We start from the raw sequence: 23,332 nt of genomic DNA, 5'->3' as shown, positions 1-23,332 counted from the left end.
TCCTCGACCTGCCCGAACAGGTCTGGATCAACAAGCCCGAGCCGCAACGACAAGCCGCTTAACTCCCGTTGGCCTCAATCCCTTGACACATTCCGTGTGCGCCGTCGACGACATGGTCGTCAAGATCGCGCCGGTAGAGTTCGGCCTGGAGCGCACTCACGCTGTGGTGGCCGTCGTGCAGTGGCTGGCTGCTCGTGGCTGCGAGGTTGGAGGTCTAGGGCCCAGATCGCGAGGAGACTCGGGAGATCGCCAACGTGCTGGCCCGCCTCCGGCTCACCGGACGCGTGTAGGCGACAATGGCATCCTGCTCCACCGCCATGGAGCATCGCGACGGATCGCTGGCGGCGGTCGTCTGAGGAGGGGTCCGTGGAGTTGGCACCAGAAACTGATGCCGTCTCTGCAGTCAGCGCCGTTCGCGCGTCAATCAGCTTCGACCAGCTACGCAGGGTCGGGGACACGCTGTACTGGCTGGAGTCCCGTCCGGGCTCTGGGAACGGGCCGACCCTCGTGCGGTGGTCGGCAAACGACGGCGTGGCCGACGTAACTCCGTCGGGGTTCGGCGTGACCAGCAGTGTGCACGCCTACGGTGGTGGCACATATGCCGCAAGCAGCGATGAGGTGTGGTGCGCTGGCGCGAGCGGTCTCTACCGGGTAGCCGAGGGCAACGTCAGCCTGATGGTGGAGGACTCGTCGTCCTTCGGTGACCTAACGATCGGCAACGGCGAGCTACTCGGTGTACGGGAGACCGACGACGGCGATGCCCTGGTAGCGGTTTCACTCGTCGGTGCCCCGGAGTTGCGGGTGCTTGCGGAGACCTCGGGCTTCTTCGGCGCCCCGCGAACCGGCCCGGGACTGCTGGCTTGGTTGCGATGGAGCGAGCGGGACATGCCGTGGGACGCGAGCGAGCTGTGGGCGGCACCCTTTGGTGCCGGCGGGTCGCTGGGCGATCCGGTGAAGCTCGCAGGCGGGCCGGCGGAGTCGGTGGTGGAACCGCGGTGGGGGCCGGACGCCGCCCTGTACTTCGTGTCGGATCGCAGCGGTTGGTGGAACCTCTACCGCTGGGACGGGGAATCGGTCGAGCCGTTGGCTCCGATGGCGGCGGAGTGCGCGGCAGAGCCGTGGGAGTTGGGCTACGCCTCGTACGACTTCCTCGCTGATGGCCGCATTGTGATGGTGGTGCAGGAAGGACCGCGCCACCGCCTGACCGTCATTGATCGCTCGGGAGCGATCACGCCGGTGAAGTTGCCCTACACGTCAATCAAGCCGTACCTCGTGGTGGGTGGTGCGTCGGTGGCCTTGGTGGGGTCGTCGCCGCAGGTGGCGCCGCAGGTGGCGCTGGTGCATTTGGGCGACGAGCCGCAGGTGGAGGTGTTGGCCCGGGCCGAGCATCCGGGGCTGGATGGGCTGGCGGTGTCGACTCCCGTGGAACTGCGGATCCCGGTTGAGGACAGCCGGGAGGTGGTGGCGTTGGTAGATCCGCCGACCGGGGCGGCAACGGACTGGTGTGCGCCTGTCATCGTGCGGGCGCACCCGGGCCCGACGGCTTCCTGCCTGGTGCGGCTGGACTGGCAGGCGCAGTTCTTCACCAGCCGCGGGTTCGCTGTCGTCGACGTCGACTACACCGGAAGCACCGGGTACGGGCGGGCGTTTCGGCAGGCTCTCTACGGCCGCTGGGGCATCGACGACGTAATGGACTGCCGTGCCGTCGCCGAATACCTGCTGGCCGAGGGCCGGGCAGTCCCGGGCGCGGTGTTCGTCCGCGGGGCCAGCGCCGGCGGGTACACCGCGTTACACGCGGTGGCCCGGGACGGTCCGTTCGCCGCGGCGACAGCCGTGTCAGCGATCGTCCATCCCGAGCGTTGGGCGGAAACTGTGCCTCGATTCCAGCGCGCACACGCGAACCGGCTGCGCGGTGGTGCCGGGCGAGTTCATGCTGCGGACATCCGACGACCCATCCTGATGATCCACGGCACCGCCGACGACGTGGCGACCGTCGATGACGTACGGGAACTCGCCGGAGAGTTGCGCGATCGGGGCCTGCCGCACGAGCTGATGCTGCTCGACGGGGTTGGGCACTATGTCGCCACCTCGACTCACGCCGCACGGGCGCTGGAAGCGGAGCTCGCTCACTACCGCTCGGCGATGGCCGCAGTGGCGTCCGGCTGACGGCTACACCACCGCGGACGGTAGCCGGTGCCGCACGTACTCGCCGAGTTCCTGTACCTCCGGCTCGCCCCGGTAAGGATCGAGGTCGACCTGAACGTCGACGATGCGTTGCACGCAGCGGTGAGACAGGGTCGCGGCGGCGTGGTCGACCGCAGTGCGTGCTGTGGCGCAGGCTTCGTCGATTCGTCCGGCCGTTGCCAGCGACGAGGCGAGCAGCGCGGTGTCGATCGCGAGCCGGCGCACGTGTGACGGACGAAGCCCGGCGAGGGCTGCGCCGAGGTGTCGTTGCGTCTGCCTGGGCTGGCCGAGATCGTGGAAGCAGTGGGCGAGTTCGTCGGCCAGGTAGGCGGCAGTGAAGTACCGGATCCAGGGCGGCTCCTCGCCCGTTCGGCTGCGGGCAAGCTGCCGTTCCGCGACGTCGAGGTGGGTGGCGCAGGCCGCCTCGCGCCCGAGTCGGGCCTGGGCGCGGGCGACCACGGCGTGCAACGCGGCCCGCACGGCCGGCGTGGCGTGAGTCTCGCTGCCCGTCAACGCTGCGAGCGCCATCCGTAGCGCGGGCTCGGGGTGGTTGCAGTGCAGGGACAGGTGAGCGATGTTGACCGCGAGCAGGTATCCGCCGTACACGCGATCACCGGCGGACTGGGCCAGCCGGAGGGAGCGTAGATAGCGGCGTTGGGCCAGACCGTAGGCGCCGGTGTCGACCGCCTGGTACCCGCAGAGCTCGAAGAATCCCGCCGCGAGCCTGTGTAGGTGAACACGGACGGCCTCGTTCGCGGGCAGGGCCGCCAGTAGCTGGTTGAGTTCGCCCTCGATGTAGCGCTGCACCTGGGCGTGGACTCGGCCGGCCCCGAAGGTGTGGTCCAACTCACGGAACATAGCCAGTGCGGTCTCCGCAGCCTGGAGATTCTCTTCCGACACCCATCCCGAATGGGCCGGAGCGTCGACCCCCTGCGTCAGCGAGCCGACTTCAGCGGTCAACCATTCCACTGCGGCGCGATCGAGAACGCCGGGCTGAAAAGGGACCCGCCTGACCAGCTCGGCGCGTTCGCCAACCCTCGTCTGGCCAGCGGTGGATACAGCAGTGCCGCCCGCAGAAGGGCTGGCCGCGCTTGGAACCACTCGGGTCCTGCGACGCTCCTCCTCGATCAATGGCCATATACGCGTGAGTGCGCCACCAGCCGAGAGTGCCACGTCGCACGCCTCAGCGAATTTGCGGGATGGGAACCGGTCCGCTGTTTCCACCCGGCGCACCAGGTCCGCGCTGAAGCAGATCATTGCTCCAAGCTTCGCCTGCGAGCACTGCGCCGCTTCGCGCAGGCGACGGAGCTCCGCGCCGAAGAAATGGCGCTCCGATGCGAACGCCTCCAATGTCCGCGGCGTCTGCCCCATGGCGCATCCCCTTCGAGTGCATCGCAGCTACCGCATCCAGGTACACAGGCGGCAGAGGTCGACGAACGCTGATGTTACTACGATTCGTCACCGGTAAGACACCTGGCCATAGCTTGAAGAGGCTGGTCGTAGGCGGTGAGCGGAGAAGCGGGCAGGGCCGGATGCTGGCCTGTCAGACTGATGGCTGTCCGTCCATGCTCACCATGAGCGCAAGGATGCCGTCATGGAATTCCGACCGATCGAGCGCAAGCCCGGGTCATTTCAGCAGTCGGTGACCGCCGACGAGATCGAGGCGGTCTGCCGGCGGGTCTTCGGTGCCGACGCACACGTCGTGTCAGCCATCGAGCTGGGTTCGGGGATGTACAACAACACCTACCGGGTCGTCGTAGCGGGGCGGGAGCGGCCGGTAGTGCTGCGGGTCGCCCCGGAGCCGAACAAGCAGTTCCGTAGCGAGCGACAGCTGATGCGAAACGAGTTCGCCAGTGTGCCTTGGCTGACCGTGCTCGCGCCGCTGATGCCGCAGGTCATCGCAGCGGACTGGTCTCACGAGGTGATCGCCCGAGACTATCTGGTGCAAACGCTCCTTGATGGCGTTCCCGCTCCGGATCGTCTCGGCGCCTACCCCCGATCGTCCTGGCCTGGCTTCTTCCGACAGTTGGGCACAATCGCTTCTCGAGTTCATGGGGTGCGGGGACCCTCCTTCGGTCCCGTCGCAGGTCCGGCATTCGCGACGTGGAGCCAGGCAGTGGTGGCCTCGTTGTACGACATTGCCGCCGATCTCGACGGCGTCGGCTTGGACGCTGCCGACGTGCGTGAGGTTGCTGCGGTGGCAGGCCAGCACCGCGGCGTCCTCGACGAAATCGTCGAGCCGCGAATGCTTGCGGGCGACCTGTGGACCGTCAATGTGATGCTCGACCCCGTCGCCGACGAGCCTAGCGTTACCGGAGTGCTCGACCTGGACCGCACATGGTGGGGTGACCCGGCTGCGGACTGGACGATCCGGATGGCCGCGGCGAAGCCAGGTACCGAACGTGACGCGTTCTGGGACAGTTACGGGCACCCGGATCGCTCTGCGGCTGCGGTGTTGCGCTCGCTGATCTACGAGGCGCGGCACATCGGTGCCATCCGCTTGGAGCGTCATCGACTCGGCAAGGCCGACGGTGTCCAAGGCACATTCGAAGCCATGGCGGCCATGTTGGCCGAGCTCACCGGAGCGCGTCCCGATGAGGCTAGCCGGCGGTTGCGGTGACAAGCACCCGGTGCAGCAGGTGGGCGGTCGGAAGGCGGCTTCGGGCCTCCGCCTGGAGACCCGCCAGCGCGCGATCCCCGTCCGGGTCGCCCAGATCCAGCGCCGTTCGGTAGATCCGCAGGTAGGCCTCGGTCCAGTCAGGCCGTTCGGTGCACTCCACATCGACGAAGCCGGCATGGGTAAGAACTCGGGGCCAGTCGCTGAACCGGTGCCGCTCGGGTAATCGAATGTCACCCGGATGCCGTGGATGCCAGCCGGTGAGGATAAGGCGTCCTCCGGGACGGAGGATGCGCCGCGCTTCGACAGCGGCCGCGGTCCGATCGGAGGCGTACTGCAGCGCATCAACGGAGATCGCCGAGGTTACGGCGTGGTCGGCAAGTCCCGTGGCACTCAGATCAGCCACCACGAAGTGGGCGTCGGCCTGCATTCCGAAGGTTGCGGCACGTTGCCTTGCCAAGGTCGTCGCGACCGGGGAGAAGTCGACGCCGACCAGGGTGGCACCTGTGGTGCGGGCCAGCCACAGGCCAGGGCCGCCGCGCCCACATCCTAGATCGGCGAGAATGGCGCCCTCGTCGATCGCGATCTGCTGTCGGATGTGGAAGAGGAGGTTGGCGGAGAGGAAGGAGAACGGTTCGATCTCCGACGGCAACGCCGGGTCGACCATCCGCACCACTCTGGCGAAGCCCTTGCCGTTACGGGCCTCGCTCCGGAATAGTTCGTCGAACTCATCCGCCAGGGGCGGTGCGGAGTGCCCCCGCTTGGGTGCCGGTCTGCTGGGCATGGTCATCGCGCCTTGCGGCCGGCCAAGCGACGGGAGCGTTGGTGATGTGCTGCCTCGCCGCCGGTGTCCTCCGGGTCGATCGTGATGGTGATTCCGCGAACTATTTGCTCCACTCGGTCATCGACGCTCTTCCGGTCTGCGCCCGTGACGAGGAAGTAGCCGAGACGTCCACGATTTGCCTGAGCCGGTCCTACGACATCGCCGACCGCGACGCGCAGCCGTACGTCCGGAATCCCGGTGCCGGGTTCGGGGAGGCCGGCGACCGAACGAAGACGCCCGACCGTCGGACTGGTCAGGAACCGTACGGCGGCATGGCGGCGACGAGTGGCGGTGAGCTCGACGGGGCGGCCGAGCGCGACGTCCAGCAGCGCCGACCACGGATCCACGCCAAGGGCATGGTGGATGAGGAAACCGATTTGGCCGGCCCCGACGCGGGCACCGATCTCGATCACAGCGCACCTGCCGTCCGAGCCGAGGATCACTTCGGTGTGTGAGGCGCCGTTGCGGATGCCGACGGCGTCGATGGCGCGCTCCACCTGCTGATGGACGGCCTGCATTACCGCAGGTGGAAGGGTTGCAGGCAGGCTGTGGCCCATCTCCACTCGGTGCGCTCCGGCCGTGACGTTCTTACGGGTTACGCAGAGGTGCGTCGTCGTTCCGTCCTGCGTCAGCGACTCGACGCTGTACTCGGCGCCCTCGACGTATTCCTGAACGAGGGCTCGCGGGTCGAGCGGCATGCCGTACATGCCGCTCAGGGTGCGGGCGGCCCGCCAGGCACCGGTGGCGGCGGCCGCCTCGCAGACGACCGTGACGCCGGCGGAACCGGCGGCCTCGCTGGGCTTGATGACAAAGGGGAAGCTGACCTGGTCCGTGGTGCATCGGCGGCGTAGCTGCTCCTCGTCTTCGATGACGAGGGTGTGGGGGGCGCTGACGCCGTGGCGTGCGAAAGCCTGACTCATCGCGATCTTGTTGCGGGCCGCCCCGGCTCGGGCTGGGTCGTTGCCGGGCAGACCGAGTGCGGCGCTCGCCTGTGCGAGCAGCGGGGTGAGGTATTCGTTGGTCGTCAGAACCGCGTTCGCGCCGAGCCTGCGTGCGTAGTCGACGACGTCGCACAGGGCACGCTCAGCCTGGGAGAAGTCGGTCTGCAGAGTGCCGGACCAGCGTCGGCGCAGGTCGGGACCGTAGGCGGCGTGCTGGTCGGGCGTGATGGCGGCGTGAATCTCGTAGCCGCGGGTGGCCGCAGCTTCGATGAGCGCGCCGGACTCTGGCCCGCCCGGTTCTAGCAGCAGGATGCGCGGGGTGTTGCTCACAGGTAGTCCTCGAGCCGGCCGCTGCGGTGGGTGTCGAGGGTGAAGCAGTGGAACCCGCCGCCGAACAGCCGTCGGTGTCGGTGCCGTACTGGGATGGCGGTGAAGCCTTCGGTGTCGAGGGTCTTGAGTAGGCCAGGGCAGTCCTCGTTCACCAGAACGGTGTCCGGGTCGACGGACAGGACATTGAGATCGATATAAGGGCTGGTGAGGACCAGGTCGGCGTCGTCGTAGGCGGGGAATGTGCCGGGGTCGGGTTGCGGTGGAACGATGAACTCCCATGACCTCAGCGGCGCGGGCAGTTGGTCACGGATACCTTCGTGGCGGGCGAGGAACACACCGGGTTTCAGCGCCAGGAGCATGCTGTCGATGTGGTTGTCGGCCATGCGGTAGACCCGGTGAAGCCGGTAGCGGCCGTCGAGGTGCCGCTCGAGCCAGTCGACTGCCATCCGGTGGTTGTCGTGGGCGATGTTGACCACCAGGTCACGGCCGAGACGCAGAACCTGGGCGCCGTCCAACATCATCTCGGGCCCGACGTCGTACGGGCTTGGTCGGGCGTCGGCGATCGGTTCGGTTGGGCCGCCCAGGGTGGTGGAGCTGTCCCGGGCGTAGGAGAGGTCGAAGGATTTATCGGTGAGCGTGGGTCGCGGCATCGTCGTCCACCTGGCCCCAGCCTGGTAGTAGTGGCGGAAGACAGGGGCCAGCAGACGGGTCTCCAGGTAGCGGGAGCGGATGGCGGGTGGCGTCTCGATGATCTCGTCACCGAGGATGAGGGTGTTGTCGCGGATGTTCAGGGCCGGCGTGGGCGCGGCCTGCCATCCCAGACCGGCGATGGGTTCGCTGTCGGGTGGCAGCGATAGCGGCCGGTGCACCGTGACGCCGAGATCGGCGAGGGTAGCGGCCAGGCCCTCGACGTCCTCATGGAGTTCCGCGGTGTAGCGGCGGCTGATCTCCCACCTGCGCCCCGGGTCTTCGTTGCCAGCCACGGCCAGGCGGGGATATGCCCAGTCCGATCGGAAGCCCCCCAGATTGTCGTGGTGGAAGAGCTCAAAGGTGACGTCGCGGTCGTGACTGAGGTAGTTGGCTGCGGATCCCACGATGATTTCGCGCAGCGGTGTGAAGTCGTCGTGGCTGTTCAGCTTCATGATGAACCTTCTTGTGTGCGTGGATCGGGCGCTGGTCGGGAAGGCACCGTGCCCGTCATAAGAGGTTGGCTGGGACGGGCAGGCGGTGCTGCTCTCGCGACCGACCACGGCGCGCGTAGAGCACCGTCTCGCCGGGGGTGAGTTCTAGACTGCGCTGTTCGCTCCAACCGGCGAAGCGGTACTCATCCGGGCCGACCGGCGTCAGGGCGAAAACGCGACCGGCGGCGCTGAGCGTCAGCCGTCCGTCGGGCGCATCGACCCGTGCGAGCTCTGGTGGACCGTCCAACGGCTGGTCGTTGTCGAAGTCAGTGAAGCCACGGGGAACATGCACTGTGTGCGGCAGCGTCACCGGGCAGGGGGCCGGCGGCGGCGTCGGCCGGTTGAACAGGATGTCCGTGTCGGCGAAGGCGACCTGCCAGGCAGTGGGGAACAGTGCGGCCAACTCTGCGGTGAACAGCGCGTCGATCACTGCATGTATCCGGGTGACTGGGCCGGTGTTGCGCACCAGGTGCTGCCGAGAGAAGTCCCCGTACCAGAACTGCCCGGGCTGCCAGCAGTGCTCAACGCCGTCGAGGACGAGCACCGCATCCTCGTGGGTCACCAGCGGGATGTGCAGCCGTACGAGGCCCCGGGAAAGGGCGTACTTCGGATCTCGGTGTGGCCGCGAAGTGGCGCCAGGGCCAAGTGCCATCAACCGTACGGCGTTGAGTGGGGCCGGGACCGCAGCGAGGATCTCGCGTAGATACGGCAGCTGCCGTAGCCACTCGGTGGGGGCAAAGTCGATCGGACCTGGGCCGCCAGGATCGGTGCGGTCTGCGTCGCCATCAGGGCTTCGGAGCGGCAGGACCCGCCAGTCGATCGTGGCGGCCGCGCCGATGTCACCGCCGACCGCGTGGATGCGTTGGTGCTGCCAACGGTGGCCGGTGACATCGGCCAGTTCGCAGGCGAGCCGGTCGGCGTCGAAGGACGGAGTGAGCCTCGCAGCCTCGGCAAGCGCGGGGCGCTCGGATGGGAGCATTGATGACCTCCTCGAATTCGAATGTCAGGCGAGGTGCCGGCGGGAAGCGTCGACGCTGTCACTGCCGCGGTTGGCCTCAGGCATGTCCGCGAAAGCGGGAATCGAGCCCGTCCCAGATCGCCTGGTGCTCGGCTTCCTCCCCGTAGGCGACGCAGAAGAGGAAGTGGGCGCTCTCGGCCCCGACCGGGATGATCGGCATCGAGACGATGACACCGGTGCGGGTGACAGGGTCATAGCCGTACCCGAGCTCGTCGACTGCCTTCAAGAAGGTGTCGGCGTCGGAAACGGCCCAGGTCGGAGCGGTGTGGTACTCCACCACCGACCGCCGTGGGGCCGCCGCGGTGTCGACGATGCGATGAGCGATGACCTGATAGATGTGCAGTGAGCCGGACACCTGTGCGTTGACCTCGGTGAACAACACTCGCCCATCGGCGGTGACGATCGCGTCCGCGCTCAGATGGCCGCGGTAACCCAACGCACGGTAGGTGTCGGCCAGCCGTCCCCCACCCCGCAAGAGCTGTAACCGGACGCCGTCGTCCATGCCGCGCAGCGGCACGATCTGGTGGCTCAGACGCCGCCCGACGTACAGCAGCTCCCCGGACTCGGTGGGCTGTGTCCCCGCATCGTCGGCGCGGTGCTCGGAGTAGACGGACCTGGCCTCCGGGACGAACTCCTCAATGACGACGGGGAAGCGCTCATGCGCCGAGGCCCAGTCCCAGCGTTGACGCCAGTACGCCTTGACCGTCTCCCTGCCACCGTCGGCAAGGTGGTAGAGGTGACGGGCACCGACGTGGTCGGAGGCGAGCCGTGGATCACGAAGCAGGAGCTGGTTGCCGACACCAGCGCCGTTGTGCGCTTGTTTCACCACGACGGCGCCCGCCCCACCCAACAGGGATACGGTCGCGTCGACCGCTTCGCCGCCGCTACGACAGACCGCGCCCGCGGGAGTCGGCACTCCGGCGCCGGCAGCGAGAGCTCGGAAGGTCGCTTTGTTGTTGACCAGTTCCCCGCCTCCCTGGGCGAAGAAGTCGCTGCCAGCGAAGCGGGCGCGGATGCCCAGGGCGGCGGCGAAGCGGGCCACGGACGCCGAAGGCCACAGCGCGAAGACCTCGTCGACACGCTCTGGGCCGTCGTCACCGAGCGCGCCGCGGACGGTCTGGAGGAAGTCGTCTCTGATCAGGGTCTCGGGGTCGAGTAGCAGTCCGGCGTGGCTACCCGCTGGCGGGATCAGGATGCGCAGTGCCTGCGGGTCCACACCAGTGAAGGAGGTCGCGTAGTGCAGAAACTGCGGATCGGGTTCGTCGCTGAGCACGATCAGGTCGCCGTCGCGGGCGAACCACAGGACGCGCTGCGTCCATGCGCGCAGGTCCTTGCGGTCTCGGATGGCGGGGTCGATGTGGTTGCCGATGAGAATCCTCATGCTCGCTCCCAGGTAGCGCGGCGCTGTAGGTGGTGGCTCCGTCCGGCGAGTGGGCCGTCGTCGGCGAGTGCGGGCTGTCAGGGGTGGATCGTCAGCGGTGGGAGGTGGCCGGCAGCGACTCGAAGACGCGCATGGTCGCGGTGCGACGACGAAGCGGTTCTCCAGCAAGCCGGAGCCGCATCGGGTGCTGCAGCAGTCCGTTGACCAGTACGCGCAGAGCCATCTGGGCGGGCACCGTGCCGATGCACGCGTGGGTGCCCCATCCGTAGCCGAGATGTCGTCCCTGCCTGCGGTCGAGCAGGAGACGTTCCGGCTCCGGAAACTGCGCCGGGTCGTGGTTGGCGGCGGCGAAGAGGAGCAGGACGTTTGCGCCCGCGCGTACGGTGACATCGCCGATCGTGGTGGTCGCGGTCGCGATTCGGCTCGTGCCCTGCACCGGCCCGTCATAGCGGACCAGCTCGTCGACACCGGTACGTAGGACGGCCGGATCGCGCATCTGATCCAGTACTTGCGGATACCGCATCAAGGTGTGCACGGCGTTGCCGACAGCGGCGACCATCGTGCTGTATCCGCCCTGGAACATCACCCGGGCGGTGTTGCGCACATACTGACCGAGATCAGCGTCGGACAGTGGACCAACATGCTCTCTGACGTGGGACAGAACGCCGGGCCGACCAGAGGCGGCAAACCAGGTCTCGACCATCGCACTCAACTGCTGGCGGGCGATCCTGCCTGGTTCGGCAGTCGTTGGATCCAGGCCGGCGTCCATGCTCCGCATGATCGCGTCCGACGTCTGGGCGAAGGAGTGCACGTCGGGTTGGTCGACGCCGAGAAGGTCCGAGATGACTGCTACCGCCAACGGTGCCGCGATTTCGGTCATCACGTCGAACTCCACGCGACCGGTGATCTCGTCGAGACAAGCGGCCAAGACCTGTCCGGCTCGCCGCTCGACAGCGACCAGGTCCTGGGCATGCAGCGCGTTCATGAACAGGCTGCGTACCTGCGACTGCTCCGGAGGATCCAAGGACTGCACGCTCAGGCTTGGCTGCGGCACGGTGCCCCCGGTGCGGCGTGGGTCGCGGGCGAAGAGTTCATGGTCGCGCAGCACGGTCACGCAGTCGTCGTACCGGGTCAGCGCCCAGGAGCGCATACCTTCGTGCCAGAAGACCGGAGTGGACCGTCGCAGAGTGGCGAGAACCGGATACGGATCGGTCAGCGTCGACGGATCTAATGGATCGTAGGTGGTCAGGGGCACTGGGCAACCCTCCTGACAGTCCGGATCGGCTGAGGATCGGGCCGGGGCTGGCGCAGGCCGGCCCCGGCCTCGCCTATCCGGATCAGTGGTCGTAGGACATGGGTCGACCTCCTCTCGCAAGGCTTCTGGTCGGCCGGCACAATCGACTCACCGCAGCGCACCTGGGCCGAGGCCTCGCTCGGGATCAGGTGCACGCGGCGTGCGGTCGCGCCGCGGACTTCGTGAGGCAGATCAGAGGGCCGGTCCTGGTCGTGTGGCTTCGAGCGCCGAGGCGGATCTGTCAGTCGTAGAGTCGGCCCAGGAGCGCACCCTGGCCGGATTGCAGGATGTGTCCCGCCGTCAACGGCACCCAGAAGCATTCGAACTGGGTGGGCTGATGGATGCCGTCGTGGTCTTCCTGGCTCAACCACCGCGGTGGCGTGGGCTCGGTGAGTTCCAGGTGGAAGATGTGTCGCTGCTGGATCTCAAACCGGAGAGGGCTGATGTCGTACTCGGACTCACCCAGCTTGCGGACGACCTTGAAGTCCGTGAGCCCGGTCTCCTCGCGGGCCTCGCGCAGCGCCGCATTCTCGGGAGTCTCACCAGGGCGAATGCTGCCACCCGGTACCTGGATGCCCACCTCTTCGTAGCTGTAGTCGGTATGCCGGAAAACGAGCAGCCGCCTGTTCCGCACGATGTAGCAGAGCGCCTTGTGTGTGACGACCTTTTCGGGCATGACGACCCTCCGCTCGACGTCGGGGGCTCGATACCAGGCCGCGCCCCTACAGCGCTGAAGCGAGGCATAATCTGCCCGCTCGAACGACGATGGAGCTGCCGTCAGCGCCTCAGGTCAACCATTAGACATCCACTGGCTCCATGATCGATGCGGACCGGATGCGGACAACAGCACTTGTCCGCATGGGGCGGTCTCGACCGAGGCGACGATGGCAGACGTCGCCCGGTCAGTCGATCCGGCAACGCGGTGCCCGGACTGCCGCCATCAATTCCTGCTCATGCCTTGGGCTCCGGCAGGAGGCCGTAATGGTCGGCGAAGGAGCGGACAAGGTCTTCGAGCACTGCCTTGCCCTTGGCCGCAGTGGCGTGGGACGGCAAGCCGATGACGCCGCTGGTGGTGTATTCACCCATCCCTCGCGTGAGCAGATGGCGTCGGTCGTCCGCTACGTGGTCGGCATGCTGGAAGCCGTCACGCACCACCTCCGGCGCAACATGCAGTAGCAGTGAAACCTCAAGTTCGCCAGCGTGCATGTCCTGGTGGGCGGTGCTGTACAGGCCGGCGGCCAGTCGAGCGTCGTCCCAGTCGGCCCGAGCAGGGAACAGAGTCATCCGCGGTCCGGCGACGTTGGCTTCCTGAACGACGTTGGCAAGCGCGTAGTTCCCGCCGTGTCCGTTGATCACTGCGAGCTGATCGATGCCCGATTCATGCAGGGAGGTGGCGATGTCGACGACCACGGCGGCGAGGGTGGTGGCGCTGATACTGACCGTTCCACGCCACGAGGCGTGCTCGTGGGAGCAGGAGATCGTCACGGGTGGAAGCAGGAAGAGGCGGTAGCGCTCGGCGACTGCCTTCGCGATCGCGCATGCCACGATGGTGTCCGTCAGCAGCGGCAGGTGGGTGCCGTGCTGTTCGAAACTCCCGACGGGGAGGACCGCGATGGACGCCGCTCGCTTGGACTCGTCGGTGCTCGTTGCCGTGGTGATCAGGTCCACGGGCTAATGGTTACATGCTTCGAGAGTCGCCTGCCGGTAGGCGAGCACGAAGGCCGCCGCCTCGGGAACGGCTGGCTGCTGTCGAAGGGCCACCGCCGTGGGGTTCAACCAACGCAGAGCCCGGGCGGAGGAGGTACCAGCGGCCAAGGTCAGGGCCTTGGTGGCCTCGGCCGCAGCGCGTTCGACGTCGCCGCTGTTGACGTAGGCGGTAGACAGGACCGATCGCCACAGGGCCTCGTCGACGCGCCACTGAGCTGGCCAGTGCTGAAGGAGTTGCTCGTAGAGATTGGCTGCCGCCGCCGGCTGGCCGAGCAGCAGACGGCACTGCGCCTCGTGGGCAGCCACGTACACCGGGTTGCAGTGGGCGCCAACATCGACCGGCAGCTCTGAGTCCTCGTCGGCGCTGCCGGCGACCCTATGCGCCTTGTCGATGCTGGCTACACAGGCGCTCTGGTCACCTCCCATCGCGTAAGCCTGGGCTTGACGGACCAGCAGAAGAGCGCGAATGCGGCCTGGTAGCCGGACCTCGTCCAGCGCCTGCCGCGCCAGGACAGCGGCCCTACGTGGGTCGAATCGTTCGAGGGCGCGTTGGCTCTGCCTCATCAGGACGTAGCTTGCCAGTGCCGGCGCGTTGGCCTCGACGGCGTGTTGCTGGGCGCGTCGCAGCCATGCGTCCGCCTCGGCGGCATCGCTCTGCTCGTCGATCCAGCTGAGGAACTCGGCCCACAGTGCCTGGGCGACGAGTACGTCTCGACGGTCGGTTGCGCTGCTCCGCCGCCCGATGGTGGCAGCGGCGCTGATCTGCGCATGGGCGGTGGACGCCATCCCCGCATAACCGATGCGATTTCCGGCAGTGGCAAGGCGGACGAGTTGCTCGTGCCAGGGTGGGAGCAGGTCAAAATCCTCGGGATGATCCATGACGCCCCCGAGCAGGCCGTCGGCACCCCTGGCCGAGCGGTGGTCGAGGCCAGTCAGTCGACGCTCGCGTTCGAGGTCTGGCAGGAAGCGGAGCAGCTCACCACCCGCCTGCAGTGCGGCCTCACACGACTCGACGAGGCGGGCGGACGGCCAACGTTCAGCCTTCTCCACCTTGCCGATGAGGTCCCCACTGACGTGCACCAGCCTGCCTAGAGCGCGCTGAGACAGCCCGCGGCACTCGCGCCACTCTCGCAGCACGGCACCGAACCCATGCAGCACTGATCGATGCGGGGTCAGCCGTCGTGGAACCTGAGCCACCGGTACTCCTGGATGCCGTTTCCCGTCGCTGCCGCAGTCAGACGGGCCTGACCATACGTGATCGAACGTTACGCGGACAGTTGCATGCGGACAACGCCCTGTGTCCGCATCACCGCTATCGACTCGTCTGGCCCGGTGCGCAATTCTCGTTGTTGAGATACCCGTCCGGGCGCCAGGCGAACTATTGGCGGCGATTCGGGTCGACGGGCAGATGCCCTTCCTGACGGGCCAGCTGCAAAGTCGTGAGATCAGCCAGGCGTCGACTATTTGAGGAGTCTAATGAGTCTCCAGAATGAGCTGTCCCGATATGGATATCGACAGGAACTGAGCCGCCAACTTCGGTTTCGGGACTTGGTCGCGTATGGGTTGGTGTACATGGTGCCGATCGCGCCGATGGCGATCTTCGGCAGCGTGTACGCCGGCTCCGGCGGGATGGTGGCCCTGGCGTACGCGGTCGGTGTGGTGGCGTTGGTGTTCACCGCGTTCTCGTACGCGCAGATGGTGAAGGCGTTCCCGATGTCGGGCAGCGTCTACAACTACGCCGGCCGGGGCATCAGCCCACCGGTCGGGTTCCTGGCCGGCTGGGTGATCCTGCTCGACTACGTCCTCGTGCCGGGTCTGCTGTATCTGGTGGCGTCGGTGGCGATGCACTCCACCGTGCCGGCGGTGCCGGTCTGGTTGTGGTTGCTCGTGTTCGTCGCGGTCAACACGGTCGTCAACTCTGTCGGGATGCGGATGACCGCGATGGTGACCCGGGTGATGCTGGTCGGCGAATTGGTCGTCCTGGCGGTCTTCCTCGCTGTCGCCGGTTGGGCTCTTGCCTCGGGTAGGGGTCGGTTCAGTTGGGACGCGTTCTACAACTCCGACACGTTCACCTGGTCGCTTGTCGCCGGTGCGGTGTCGATCGCGGTGTTGTCCTTCCTCGGCTTCGATGGCATCTCCATGCTGGCCGAGGAGACCAAGGGCGGTTCCCGGCAGATCGGCCGGGCCATGGCCGCCGTCCTGGTCTTGGCGGGGGTGCTGTTCATCGCCCAGACCTGGCTGGCCGCGATGCTCGTCCCCGAGCCGGCCTCGCTGCTCAGCGACGGGGATCCGAACGGCACCGCCTTCTACGACGCCGCGCAGGTGGCTGGCGGAGGGTGGCTGCCGACCTTGTGCGCGGTAGCAACCGCGATCGCGTGGGGCCTGCCGAACTCGATGGTCGCCCAGGTCGCCACGTCCCGGCTGTTGTACGCGATGGCGCGGGACCGGCAACTGCCCGCCTTCTTGGCGAAGGTGTCGATCCGCCGCAACGTGCCGATCAACGCCACCCTGCTCACCGGAGCCGTGTCCCTGGTGCTCGGCCTGTACATGGCCACCCGCGCGGACGGGATCACGCTGCTGTCGTCGCTGATCAACTTCGGGGCGATGGTCGCCTTTCTGGTCCTGCACGTCTCCGTGGTCGTGCACCACCTCATCCGCCAGCGCAGCGGGAACTGGTGGGCGCACCTGGTCATGCCCGGGATCGGGTTCGCGATCCTCGCCTACGTGGTGGTCAACGCGAACATCGCCGCGCAGCGCCTCGGTCTGGCCTGGCTCGCCCTCGGCGTGGTCGTTCTCGCCGGCCTCTACCTGGCCGGCCGCCGGCCCGCGCTGTCGGGTTTGGCACCCTCGCAGCCGCAGGCCCGCCACGTGGAACGGGTGTGACCGCCATGGACACGATCACGTACCGTCCCGCCCGCGACGAACTCGCCTACACCTTCGGCGGGCGGATGCCGGTGGCCCACGTCCGCTCCGGCGACATCCTGCAGGTGCACACCGAGGACTGCTTCGGCGGCCTCGTCCGCGGGCCGGCGGACCTGCCGTCGCAGGTGTGCCGCATGCTGTACCTGAACCCGGTGTCCGGGCCGTTCTTCGTCGAGGATGCCGAACCCGGCGACACCCTCGCCATCCACCTCGCCGCCGTCACCCCTGCCCGCAACTGGGGCGTCTCCTCGACGTTCCCGCACTTCGGGGCGCTGACCGGTACGTCCCACACCGCCACCCTGCAGCCGCCGCTGCAGGAGCGGGTGTGGGTGTACGACATCGACCGGCAGGCCGGCACGGTCCGCTTCCACGCCACGGCCAGCGACCACTCCATCGACCTGCCGCTCGACCCGATGATCGGCACGATCGGCGTCGCTCCCGGCGGGTTCGAGGCCCGCTCCACGATCGTTCCCGACCTTCACGGTGGAAACCTGGACACCCCGGAGCTGCGTGCCGGGACCACTCTCTACCTGGGGGTGAACGTGCACGGCGCAATGTTGGCCCTCGGCGATGGGCACGCCCGTCAAGGTGAGGGCGAGGCGTGCGGCGTCGGCGTCGAGATCGCCACGATCACCACCCTGACCGTCGAGGTGATCAAAGGGGTGTCGACGGCCTGGCCGCGACTGGAGACCGACCGGGAGATCATGTCGATCGGCTGCGCCCGGCCGTTGGAGGACGCCTACCGCATCGCCCACCGCGACCTCGTCGCCTGGACGAGTCAGCTCACCGGCCTCGACGACCTCGATGCCTACCAGTTGGTCTCGCAGGCAGGCAGGGCACCGATCGGAAACGTCTGCGACCCCAACTACACGGTCCTCGCCACGGTGGACAAGGCGCTGCTCCCGCAGCCGCAGCCCGTCCACGACGGCGTGCACGCCCGGCTGCGGCAACGGGCCGCCGGGCTGCGGTAGAGCAGGAATGACCTGATGACCGCCCTGCCTCCCCAACTGCCGTTGCGCGACGAGTTGTTCCTGCTCGGGCACGACGACGACACCGGCCAGCTGCATATCCACCGTCAGGCCCTTGCCCTCGGCCTCGCCGGCGCGGTCCTGATCGACCTGTTCCTCGCCGGTCGCGTGGCGTTCGACCCCGCCGTTGGTGACGACCAGCCGGGCACAGAGCGGAGGTTGTGGCTGCGCCTGCACGAGCCGGTCGGCGACCTGATCGCCGACAGCGCGCTCTCGTCGATCCGATACGCGCGCCCGGCCCCATCCCTGCGCGGCTGGGTGCGGGGGTTCCACGACGCTCTGTACGAGCGCACCCGCGCGGGCCTGGTCGCCGGTGGGATCCTGCGCCACCAGCAGCGCCGCCGATTCGGTGGGCTCGCCCGTACCGACCGCTACCTGCTCCTGGACGTCAAGTGGCCGGTCGTCGCTCGCGCCCGGCTGCACTACATCGCCACCGGCCGCAACCAGCCTGACAACCACACCGCCGCTCTCGCCGGGCTGGTCACGACCCTCGGGCTGCTCAACCATCTCTACCTCGCCGACGACACCACCGTGCTCGCCGCACAGCTACGCACCATCGCCGAACAGCACTACCAGCCGGTACGCGACATCACCGCGGCGGTCGACGCCGCAGTGGGGGACCTCGCCACCGCCGCATACCGCTGACCCCGGACACCACCGGCAGCTATCCATTTGCCCGCCGTGCTTGGAGAACTCATGGACGTCATTCCGCGCATACGCTCCGCCCGCTGGGCGGACAAAGATCCGGTCGCCGCACTTGTTGCCGACGCCGTTTACCCCACCCCACTCGCCCAGTGGCTGGTGCCCGACCCGGCCGCGCGCCGCGGCGTCCTGGCCGACGTCGCGGCGATCTGGGTAGAGCACGCAATGTTCCACGGCGACATTCAGGTCACCGATGACCTGAGCGCTACCGCCGTCGCATTTCACCGCTACCGGCCCATCCCGCCACCCGCGAACTACCAGAGCCGCATCGACACCGCCGCCGGCACCCACGCGCAGCGCTTCGACATCCTCGACCAACTGCTCACCACCCAGCGGCCCACCGGCCCGCACCACCACCTGGCGATCCTTGCCGTGCGCCCCGACGAACAGCGGGGTGGCCTCGGCGCGGCGTTGCTCACCCACCACGAAGCTCGCCTCGACCGCATCAACCTGCCCGCCTGGACGGAGACCCTTCCCGACACCCAGGACCTGTACCTCCGGCACAGATACCTTCCCCGACTGACGCTCACCCTCCCCGACGGGCCAACGGTGACCTTGATGCACCGCGCCCCACGCCCAGCTCACGAATCGGGGCGGCTCAACGCCACCAACCCCACCGTCGCCCCGACGCTCGCAAGGCCCGTCGCCCCATAGTGAGCCCGGAGGCGACAGCTCAGCCATCACGCCGCGTCTTCGCATCACAGTCGTGCGCGTCATCGCCAGCCAGTCGCGGTTGAGCCCGCGCCGGGGCGCACAAGCCGGTCGCCCGCCCAGGAAAGGGGAGGGCCGCGGCGACCGACGTGGCCGACGGCGATAGGCCCCCACTGTCGCCGTCGGCCACACCAGCCCTCTTTCCCCAAGATCGAACATGAATAGGAGTCAGAACGGACATGTCGACGCGGACGCCGACGCCCCGGGTACTGGAACCGGCGTGCGGGCCACACCACACGCCCGTTCGCACGGCGATCGACCACGCCGCGGCGCGGCAGACGCTCGGCGACCTCACGGACGCCTACCAATGGGCCGTCTACGCCCGCACGCTCGCCCACCGCGCCACCCCACCTGCCGAGCAACTCGACGCGGCGGCGCTCCTGGCACCCCTGGCCTTCGTGAACGGGCACGCAGACCAGGCCGTCACCGCCTACCGCGACCTGGTCGACCTCGCCACTGCGCACCTCGGCGCCAGCCACGAGCGGACCCTGTACGCCCGCGCCGGCCTGGCCCAGGCACGCCACCGCGTCGGCTGTTGTGACCAGGCGATCCGGGACCTCGCCGACGTCTACACCACCGCCGCGCACCGGCACGGCCCCGAGGCACCAGTCAGCCTGAACACGCTCACCGAACTCGCGTGCCTCTACCGCGACTGCGGATGGCCCGACGTCGCCCACCGCTGCCTCACCGCCGCCACGACCATCGCCAACAGGTACCTGCCGAGCGGCGATCCTCTCCGCGCCCGCATCACCGACACCGCGGGGACGCCTACCAGCTCGAACCATCGCGCCGTCTGCAGCCAGGCGCGGTGGTCATGACAAGCATCGACCGGGTCGTCAACCACGGAAGCACGGTCGACGCCGCAGCCGGCAGCCGGCGGGGTTCTGGCCTGCGCCACCGGCCCGGCACGGTGCAACCGGTGACCGGCGCCGACCGCACGAGGTGCCTCCGGCCGATCAGTGCGACCACGGGGCCGCTGGGCGACACGCGTACGCCGGCATACCGGTTCGCAGGCGCCCTGCGACCTCGCACGCTGCTTGGCCACACCGCTGTCAAGATCGCGGTCTTGCTGCTGGCCGGTAGTCCGCTGCCGGGCTGCTCCATCCGATCTGCCGGATCAGCCCGTCCCGACGCAGGGCCTTGCACGACACCACGCAACGCGTCCACCACTGAGCTGCAACAGGTGGTCGATAGCACGCGGATCGCGGGGCCGACCCGGCTGTGGTACCCCCACCCGCCCGCGACACGACTACACCAGCTGATCGGGCAGGTGTCCGCCAGTAGCTGCGATCTCACGACGGGCACTTACGACTTGATCCACCTTCGCCTCTGGCCCAGCGACCCAATGATGGTGCGGGACATCATCCGCTGGCGCGCCGATGACCGGTCGGGCGCGCAGCTGCTCACCAGTTACCCCCGCGGGTATGTCGAGGTGACCAAGGACTGGTGGTTACCCGGCGAAATCCTCTTCGTCGAACCGGGTAGTGCGTTCACCGACAGCGGGGCAGTGCGCGACGGGATACACCGCCGCTATGGCGACACCGCCGAGCCCCAGGCGGTGCTGCGGGGAATTGCCTCGCTCGCCAACTGGTACAGCCCGCGGCGCGTCGAACGCGCCACCACGCTCGCCGTTCTGCGCGACACCCTGCCGATCACCTACTACTCGCGGGTGATCGACCGTGGCGGTCGCGGCGGCATCGGCATCACCGCCACCGGCCACAACGACCGCGATCTCCTGATCCTGCACCCCAGCACCGGCGAGGTCCTCGCCTACGAATACGCCCGCCGTACGCCCACTGGCTGGCACGTCGAGAACTACTTCCTCTACCTCACCCACACCCACTCGTCTCAGCGGTGGTGGGAACCCCCCGGCGCGTCGAATGACGAACCGCCGCCATCACCGCACCTGCATCCACGCGTCAAATCGAACTGGGACCTGCCGTCCCCAGCCGCATGACATCCCACAACACCGATGGCTCCCACCGGTTCGGCGGGCTCTCCGCACGTTCGACCCGCACCGAGGCTTCGAGAACGACACGTTCTATCGCACGCTCGGGCTCTCCCCGGCACGACCCGGAACTGACAAGCCGCCCCCGCTCGGCCGCCCCCGCCTACCGGACCAGCGGACAGAACCCCACCCAACTGCGCCCACGCGACACCAGGGATGCATCTCACCAGCGCTGCCGACGTGCTGTCAGGGGCAGTTAGCAGAATGGGCGGCATGACGACACCTTCCGCAGCGGCGTTCGCTGTCGACCTCGCTGACGAGGCCGCCTATCTCGAAGCCGTCGCGCAGGCGCGGAAGGCCGCCGATGCCTACTACGGTTCCGGCGAATCAGGCCTGGACGACGAGATCTACGATCGGCTGCTGCGCGGTATCACCGCGTGGGAGGACGCGCACCCGGGACAGATTGCGGTCGACTCCCCGTCCCAGCAGGTCGCGGCAGGCGTGACAACTGGCGATGTCGTGCACCCCGTTCCGATGCTCAGCCTGGGCAACGTTTTCTCCGACGAGGAACTGACGGCGTGGGCCGTCTCGCTGGAGCGGCGGCTGGGCGGAGCCGCGGTGGCAGGTTGGGCGGTGGAACCCAAGCTCGACGGTGTGGCGTTGGCAGCCCGCTACCGCGAGGGCCGGCTGGTTCAACTCGTCACCCGTGGCGACGGGACGACCGGGGAGGACGTGTCCCACGCGATCGGGGACATCATCGGCCTGCCCATGGCCCTGACCGAATCGGTCACGATCGAGGTGCGGGGCGAAGTCCTGATGACCGAGGAGCAGTTCGCCGCTGCGAACGAGCTGCGGATCGCGCACGGCGCCACGGCCTTCGCCAACCGCCGCAACGCCTCCTCGGGCTCGCTGCGCGCGAAGGACCGGGCCTACCGAGTCGGGCAGACCTTCCTGGCCTACGCCGCACTGACCCATCCCGAGCACACCGACGCCCCCGGCCTCGCCGCGCTCACCCACACCCAGCTCATCGCCCGCCTCGCCGATCTCGGGCTAGGGACGATGACCGACACCCCGCTCGCCACCCGCACCTACGCGACCCTCGACCAGGTGGTGAACCGGGTGCACGAGATCGGCGCCCTGCGCGCAGGACTCGACATCGAACTCGACGGTGTCGTGATCAAGGCCGACAGCCCCGCCGACCAGATCCGGGCCGGGATGGGCTCTCGCACCCCACACTGGGCCACCGCCTTCAAGTTCCCGGCCGCCCAGAAGATCACCGTGCTGCGCGCCGTGCAGTGGAGCGTGGGCCGCACCGGTGTGATCGCCCCCCGGGCTGTCCTCGACCCCGTGGACGTCGCCGGCACCACCATCACCTACGCCACTCTGCACAACCCGGCCAACATCACCCGCCGAGGCCTGATGCTCGGAGACCACGTCATCGTCTACCGAGCCGGCGAAGTCATCCCCCGCGTCGAAGGCGCGGTCGCCGGTCTCCGTACCGGCACCGAGCAGCCCATCGACTTCCCCGAACTCTGCCCGCGCTGCGGCTCCGGCATCGACCGCAGCCAGGAGCGCTGGCGCTGCGCGCGGGGACGCTCCTGCGGTCAGAAAGAGGCGATCCGGTACGCCGTGGCCCGCGACGCGCTCGATATCGACGGCCTCGGCGAGAAAATCATCGTGCAACTCGTCGACAAGGGGCTGATCGAGGACTTTGCCGACCTGTTCACCCTCACCCGCGATCAGCTACTCACCCTGGACCGCATGGGGGTCAAGAGCGCCGACAACCTCATGGCCGCGATCGAGACGGCCAAGACCAAGCCCCTTAATCGCATCTTCTGCGCCCTCGGAGTCCTCGGCACCGGCCGTTCCATGTCGCTGCGCATCGCCGCGCACTTCGGCTCCATGCGAGCCATCCGAGACGCCGACGCCGTCGCTCTCGAGCAAGTCAACGGCATCGGCAACGAGAAGGCCCCCGTGATCGTCGAGGAACTGGCCGACCTCGCCTCAGTCATCGACAAGCTCGTCGCCGCAGGCGTAAACATGAACCAGCCCGGCTTCGTTCCCGCTGCTCCCACAGATGCTGAAGGCGATGCGGAGGCGTCCGCCCAGGAGGCGGAGAGCGAGCTGCCCTTGACGGGGCTGACCGTGGTGGTAACCGGTGCGATGACCGGGCCTCTCTCGGACCTGTCCCGAACCGAAATGACCGAACTGATCGCCAAGGCAGGGGGACGCGCATCCTCAAGCGTCTCTGCTCGCACCCACCTCGTCGTCGCTGGTGAGAAGGCCGGTAGCAAGCTCGACAAGGCTCGGTCGCTGGGCATCGAGACCATCACACCCGAGGAACTCGCCCAGCGGCTCGCCGGCATCTGAAGCCGGCCGCCGTCGCACCCGTGGACTCCGCGCACGGCGTCCACGCCGCGCACAAGGCGGGAGTGCGGGCGCCGCGCTCGCGGAATGTGTCAAGGGATTGAGGCCAACGGGAGTTAAGCGGCTTGTCGTTGCGGCTCGGGCTTGTTGATCCAGACCTGTTCGGGCAGGTCGAGGA

At 68.1% G+C, this 23,332-nt stretch carries 19 protein-coding genes; 9 read left to right on the top strand and 10 right to left on the bottom strand.

Going from position 1 to position 23,332, the window contains the following annotated elements:
* Nucleotides 1–561 precede the first annotated feature (561 nt).
* Nucleotides 562–2,166, top strand: coding sequence for a prolyl oligopeptidase family serine peptidase (locus ABZV06_RS30300; RefSeq protein ID WP_355625651.1), 1,605 nt, complete (start codon nt 562–564; stop codon nt 2,164–2,166).
* A 3-nt stretch (nt 2,167–2,169) separates the two neighbouring features.
* On the opposite strand, the gene ABZV06_RS30295 is transcribed toward ABZV06_RS30300, so the two are convergent.
* Complete coding sequence (locus ABZV06_RS30295; protein ID WP_355625649.1) at nt 2,170–3,555, bottom strand: helix-turn-helix transcriptional regulator; 1,386 nt, start codon at nt 3,553–3,555, stop codon at nt 2,170–2,172.
* Between the two features lie 223 nt (nt 3,556–3,778).
* On the opposite strand from ABZV06_RS30295, the gene ABZV06_RS30290 reads away from it, so the two are divergent.
* Nucleotides 3,779–4,804, top strand: coding sequence for an aminoglycoside phosphotransferase family protein (locus ABZV06_RS30290; protein WP_355625647.1), 1,026 nt, complete (start codon nt 3,779–3,781; stop codon nt 4,802–4,804).
* Here ABZV06_RS30290 and ABZV06_RS30285 read toward each other — a convergent pair.
* The 9 genes from ABZV06_RS30285 to ABZV06_RS30245 form a co-directional block, all read right to left on the bottom strand.
* On the bottom strand, nt 4,785–5,468 hold the full coding sequence (locus tag ABZV06_RS30285; protein WP_355625645.1) for a class I SAM-dependent methyltransferase: 684 nt from the start codon (nt 5,466–5,468) through the stop codon (nt 4,785–4,787). The genes ABZV06_RS30290 and ABZV06_RS30285 overlap by 20 nt on opposite strands.
* A 119-nt stretch (nt 5,469–5,587) precedes the next feature.
* Nucleotides 5,588–6,895 carry an ATP-grasp domain-containing protein gene (locus ABZV06_RS30280; RefSeq protein WP_355625643.1) on the bottom strand — a complete coding sequence of 436 codons (1,308 nt, stop codon included), beginning with the start codon at nt 6,893–6,895 and terminating at the stop codon, nt 5,588–5,590.
* The gene (locus ABZV06_RS30275) at nt 6,892–8,037 is read right to left on the bottom strand and encodes a glycine amidinotransferase (RefSeq protein WP_355625641.1); all 1,146 of its coding nucleotides are present in this window, start codon (nt 8,035–8,037) and stop codon (nt 6,892–6,894) included. Before ABZV06_RS30275 ends, ABZV06_RS30280 begins: the two co-directional genes overlap by 4 nt.
* A 55-nt stretch (nt 8,038–8,092) precedes the next feature.
* On the bottom strand, nt 8,093–9,055 hold the full coding sequence (locus tag ABZV06_RS30270) for an aspartyl/asparaginyl beta-hydroxylase domain-containing protein (RefSeq protein WP_355625639.1): 963 nt from the start codon (nt 9,053–9,055) through the stop codon (nt 8,093–8,095).
* A gap of 76 nt (nt 9,056–9,131) precedes the next feature.
* Nucleotides 9,132–10,475, bottom strand: coding sequence for a hypothetical protein (locus ABZV06_RS30265; RefSeq protein ID WP_355625637.1), 1,344 nt, complete (start codon nt 10,473–10,475; stop codon nt 9,132–9,134).
* A gap of 91 nt (nt 10,476–10,566) precedes the next feature.
* The gene (locus ABZV06_RS30260) at nt 10,567–11,730 is read right to left on the bottom strand and encodes a cytochrome P450 (protein ID WP_355625635.1); all 1,164 of its coding nucleotides are present in this window, start codon (nt 11,728–11,730) and stop codon (nt 10,567–10,569) included.
* A 280-nt stretch (nt 11,731–12,010) separates the two neighbouring features.
* Complete coding sequence (locus tag ABZV06_RS30255; RefSeq protein ID WP_355625633.1) at nt 12,011–12,445, bottom strand: NUDIX domain-containing protein; 435 nt, start codon at nt 12,443–12,445, stop codon at nt 12,011–12,013.
* A gap of 275 nt (nt 12,446–12,720) precedes the next feature.
* Nucleotides 12,721–13,437: a creatininase family protein gene (locus ABZV06_RS30250; protein WP_355625631.1), complete on the bottom strand. Its 717-nt coding sequence runs from the start codon at nt 13,435–13,437 to the stop codon at nt 12,721–12,723.
* A gap of 3 nt (nt 13,438–13,440) precedes the next feature.
* A complete protein-coding gene (locus tag ABZV06_RS30245) occupies nt 13,441–14,673 on the bottom strand; it encodes a helix-turn-helix transcriptional regulator (RefSeq protein WP_355625629.1) in 1,233 nt (410 codons plus the stop codon).
* 279 nt (nt 14,674–14,952) lie between these two features.
* Here ABZV06_RS30245 and ABZV06_RS30240 point away from each other — a divergent pair, with 279 nt between their 5' ends.
* From ABZV06_RS30240 to ligA, 7 genes are all read left to right on the top strand, one after another.
* Complete coding sequence (locus ABZV06_RS30240; RefSeq protein WP_355625627.1) at nt 14,953–16,359, top strand: APC family permease; 1,407 nt, start codon at nt 14,953–14,955, stop codon at nt 16,357–16,359.
* Complete coding sequence (locus ABZV06_RS30235; protein ID WP_355625625.1) at nt 16,356–17,369, top strand: acetamidase/formamidase family protein; 1,014 nt, start codon at nt 16,356–16,358, stop codon at nt 17,367–17,369. Before ABZV06_RS30240 ends, ABZV06_RS30235 begins: the two co-directional genes overlap by 4 nt.
* Nucleotides 17,370–17,384: 15 nt before the next feature.
* Entirely contained in the window at nt 17,385–18,071 is a 687-nt protein-coding gene (locus tag ABZV06_RS30230; protein ID WP_124777962.1) for a GPP34 family phosphoprotein, read from the top strand.
* A gap of 51 nt (nt 18,072–18,122) precedes the next feature.
* Nucleotides 18,123–18,782 (top strand): GNAT family N-acetyltransferase, encoded by a 660-nt coding sequence (locus ABZV06_RS30225; RefSeq protein WP_355625623.1) that lies wholly within the window; start codon nt 18,123–18,125, stop codon nt 18,780–18,782.
* Nucleotides 18,783–19,018: 236 nt separating this feature from the next.
* The gene (locus tag ABZV06_RS30220) at nt 19,019–19,657 is read left to right on the top strand and encodes a hypothetical protein (protein WP_355625621.1); all 639 of its coding nucleotides are present in this window, start codon (nt 19,019–19,021) and stop codon (nt 19,655–19,657) included.
* A gap of 530 nt (nt 19,658–20,187) precedes the next feature.
* Nucleotides 20,188–20,796, top strand: coding sequence for a hypothetical protein (locus ABZV06_RS30215; protein ID WP_355625619.1), 609 nt, complete (start codon nt 20,188–20,190; stop codon nt 20,794–20,796).
* A gap of 264 nt (nt 20,797–21,060) precedes the next feature.
* The gene (ligA, locus tag ABZV06_RS30210) at nt 21,061–23,157 is read left to right on the top strand and encodes an NAD-dependent DNA ligase LigA (RefSeq protein WP_355625617.1); all 2,097 of its coding nucleotides are present in this window, start codon (nt 21,061–21,063) and stop codon (nt 23,155–23,157) included.
* Nucleotides 23,158–23,332 lie beyond the last annotated feature (175 nt).

The sequence above is a fragment of the Micromonospora sp. NPDC005172 genome (assembly GCF_040608555.1).
In the GTDB taxonomy this organism is placed as follows: Bacteria; Actinomycetota; Actinomycetes; order Mycobacteriales; family Micromonosporaceae; genus Micromonospora.
This window is presented reverse-complemented; position numbering and strand designations above follow the sequence as displayed.

Excerpts from the sequence above, each read along its gene's own strand:
- ABZV06_RS30295 (WP_355625649.1), bottom strand. The coding sequence starts at position 3,555 with ATGGGGCAGACGCCGCGGACATTGGAGGCGTTCGCATCGGAGCGCCAT.
- ABZV06_RS30290 (WP_355625647.1), top strand. The coding sequence starts at position 3,779 with ATGGAATTCCGACCGATCGAGCGCAAGCCCGGGTCATTTCAGCAGTCG.
- ABZV06_RS30285 (WP_355625645.1), bottom strand. The coding sequence starts at position 5,468 with ATGGTCGACCCGGCGTTGCCGTCGGAGATCGAACCGTTCTCCTTCCTC.
- ABZV06_RS30275 (WP_355625641.1), bottom strand. The coding sequence starts at position 8,037 with ATGAAGCTGAACAGCCACGACGACTTCACACCGCTGCGCGAAATCATC.
- ABZV06_RS30270 (WP_355625639.1), bottom strand. The coding sequence starts at position 9,055 with ATGCTCCCATCCGAGCGCCCCGCGCTTGCCGAGGCTGCGAGGCTCACT.
- ABZV06_RS30265 (WP_355625637.1), bottom strand. The coding sequence starts at position 10,475 with ATGAGGATTCTCATCGGCAACCACATCGACCCCGCCATCCGAGACCGC.
- ABZV06_RS30255 (WP_355625633.1), bottom strand. The coding sequence starts at position 12,445 with ATGCCCGAAAAGGTCGTCACACACAAGGCGCTCTGCTACATCGTGCGG.
- ABZV06_RS30240 (WP_355625627.1), top strand. The coding sequence starts at position 14,953 with ATGAGTCTCCAGAATGAGCTGTCCCGATATGGATATCGACAGGAACTG.
- ABZV06_RS30230 (WP_124777962.1), top strand. The coding sequence starts at position 17,385 with ATGACCGCCCTGCCTCCCCAACTGCCGTTGCGCGACGAGTTGTTCCTG.
- ABZV06_RS30225 (WP_355625623.1), top strand. The coding sequence starts at position 18,123 with ATGGACGTCATTCCGCGCATACGCTCCGCCCGCTGGGCGGACAAAGAT.
- ABZV06_RS30220 (WP_355625621.1), top strand. The coding sequence starts at position 19,019 with ATGTCGACGCGGACGCCGACGCCCCGGGTACTGGAACCGGCGTGCGGG.
- ABZV06_RS30215 (WP_355625619.1), top strand. The coding sequence starts at position 20,188 with ATGGTGCGGGACATCATCCGCTGGCGCGCCGATGACCGGTCGGGCGCG.
- ligA (WP_355625617.1), top strand. The coding sequence starts at position 21,061 with ATGACGACACCTTCCGCAGCGGCGTTCGCTGTCGACCTCGCTGACGAG.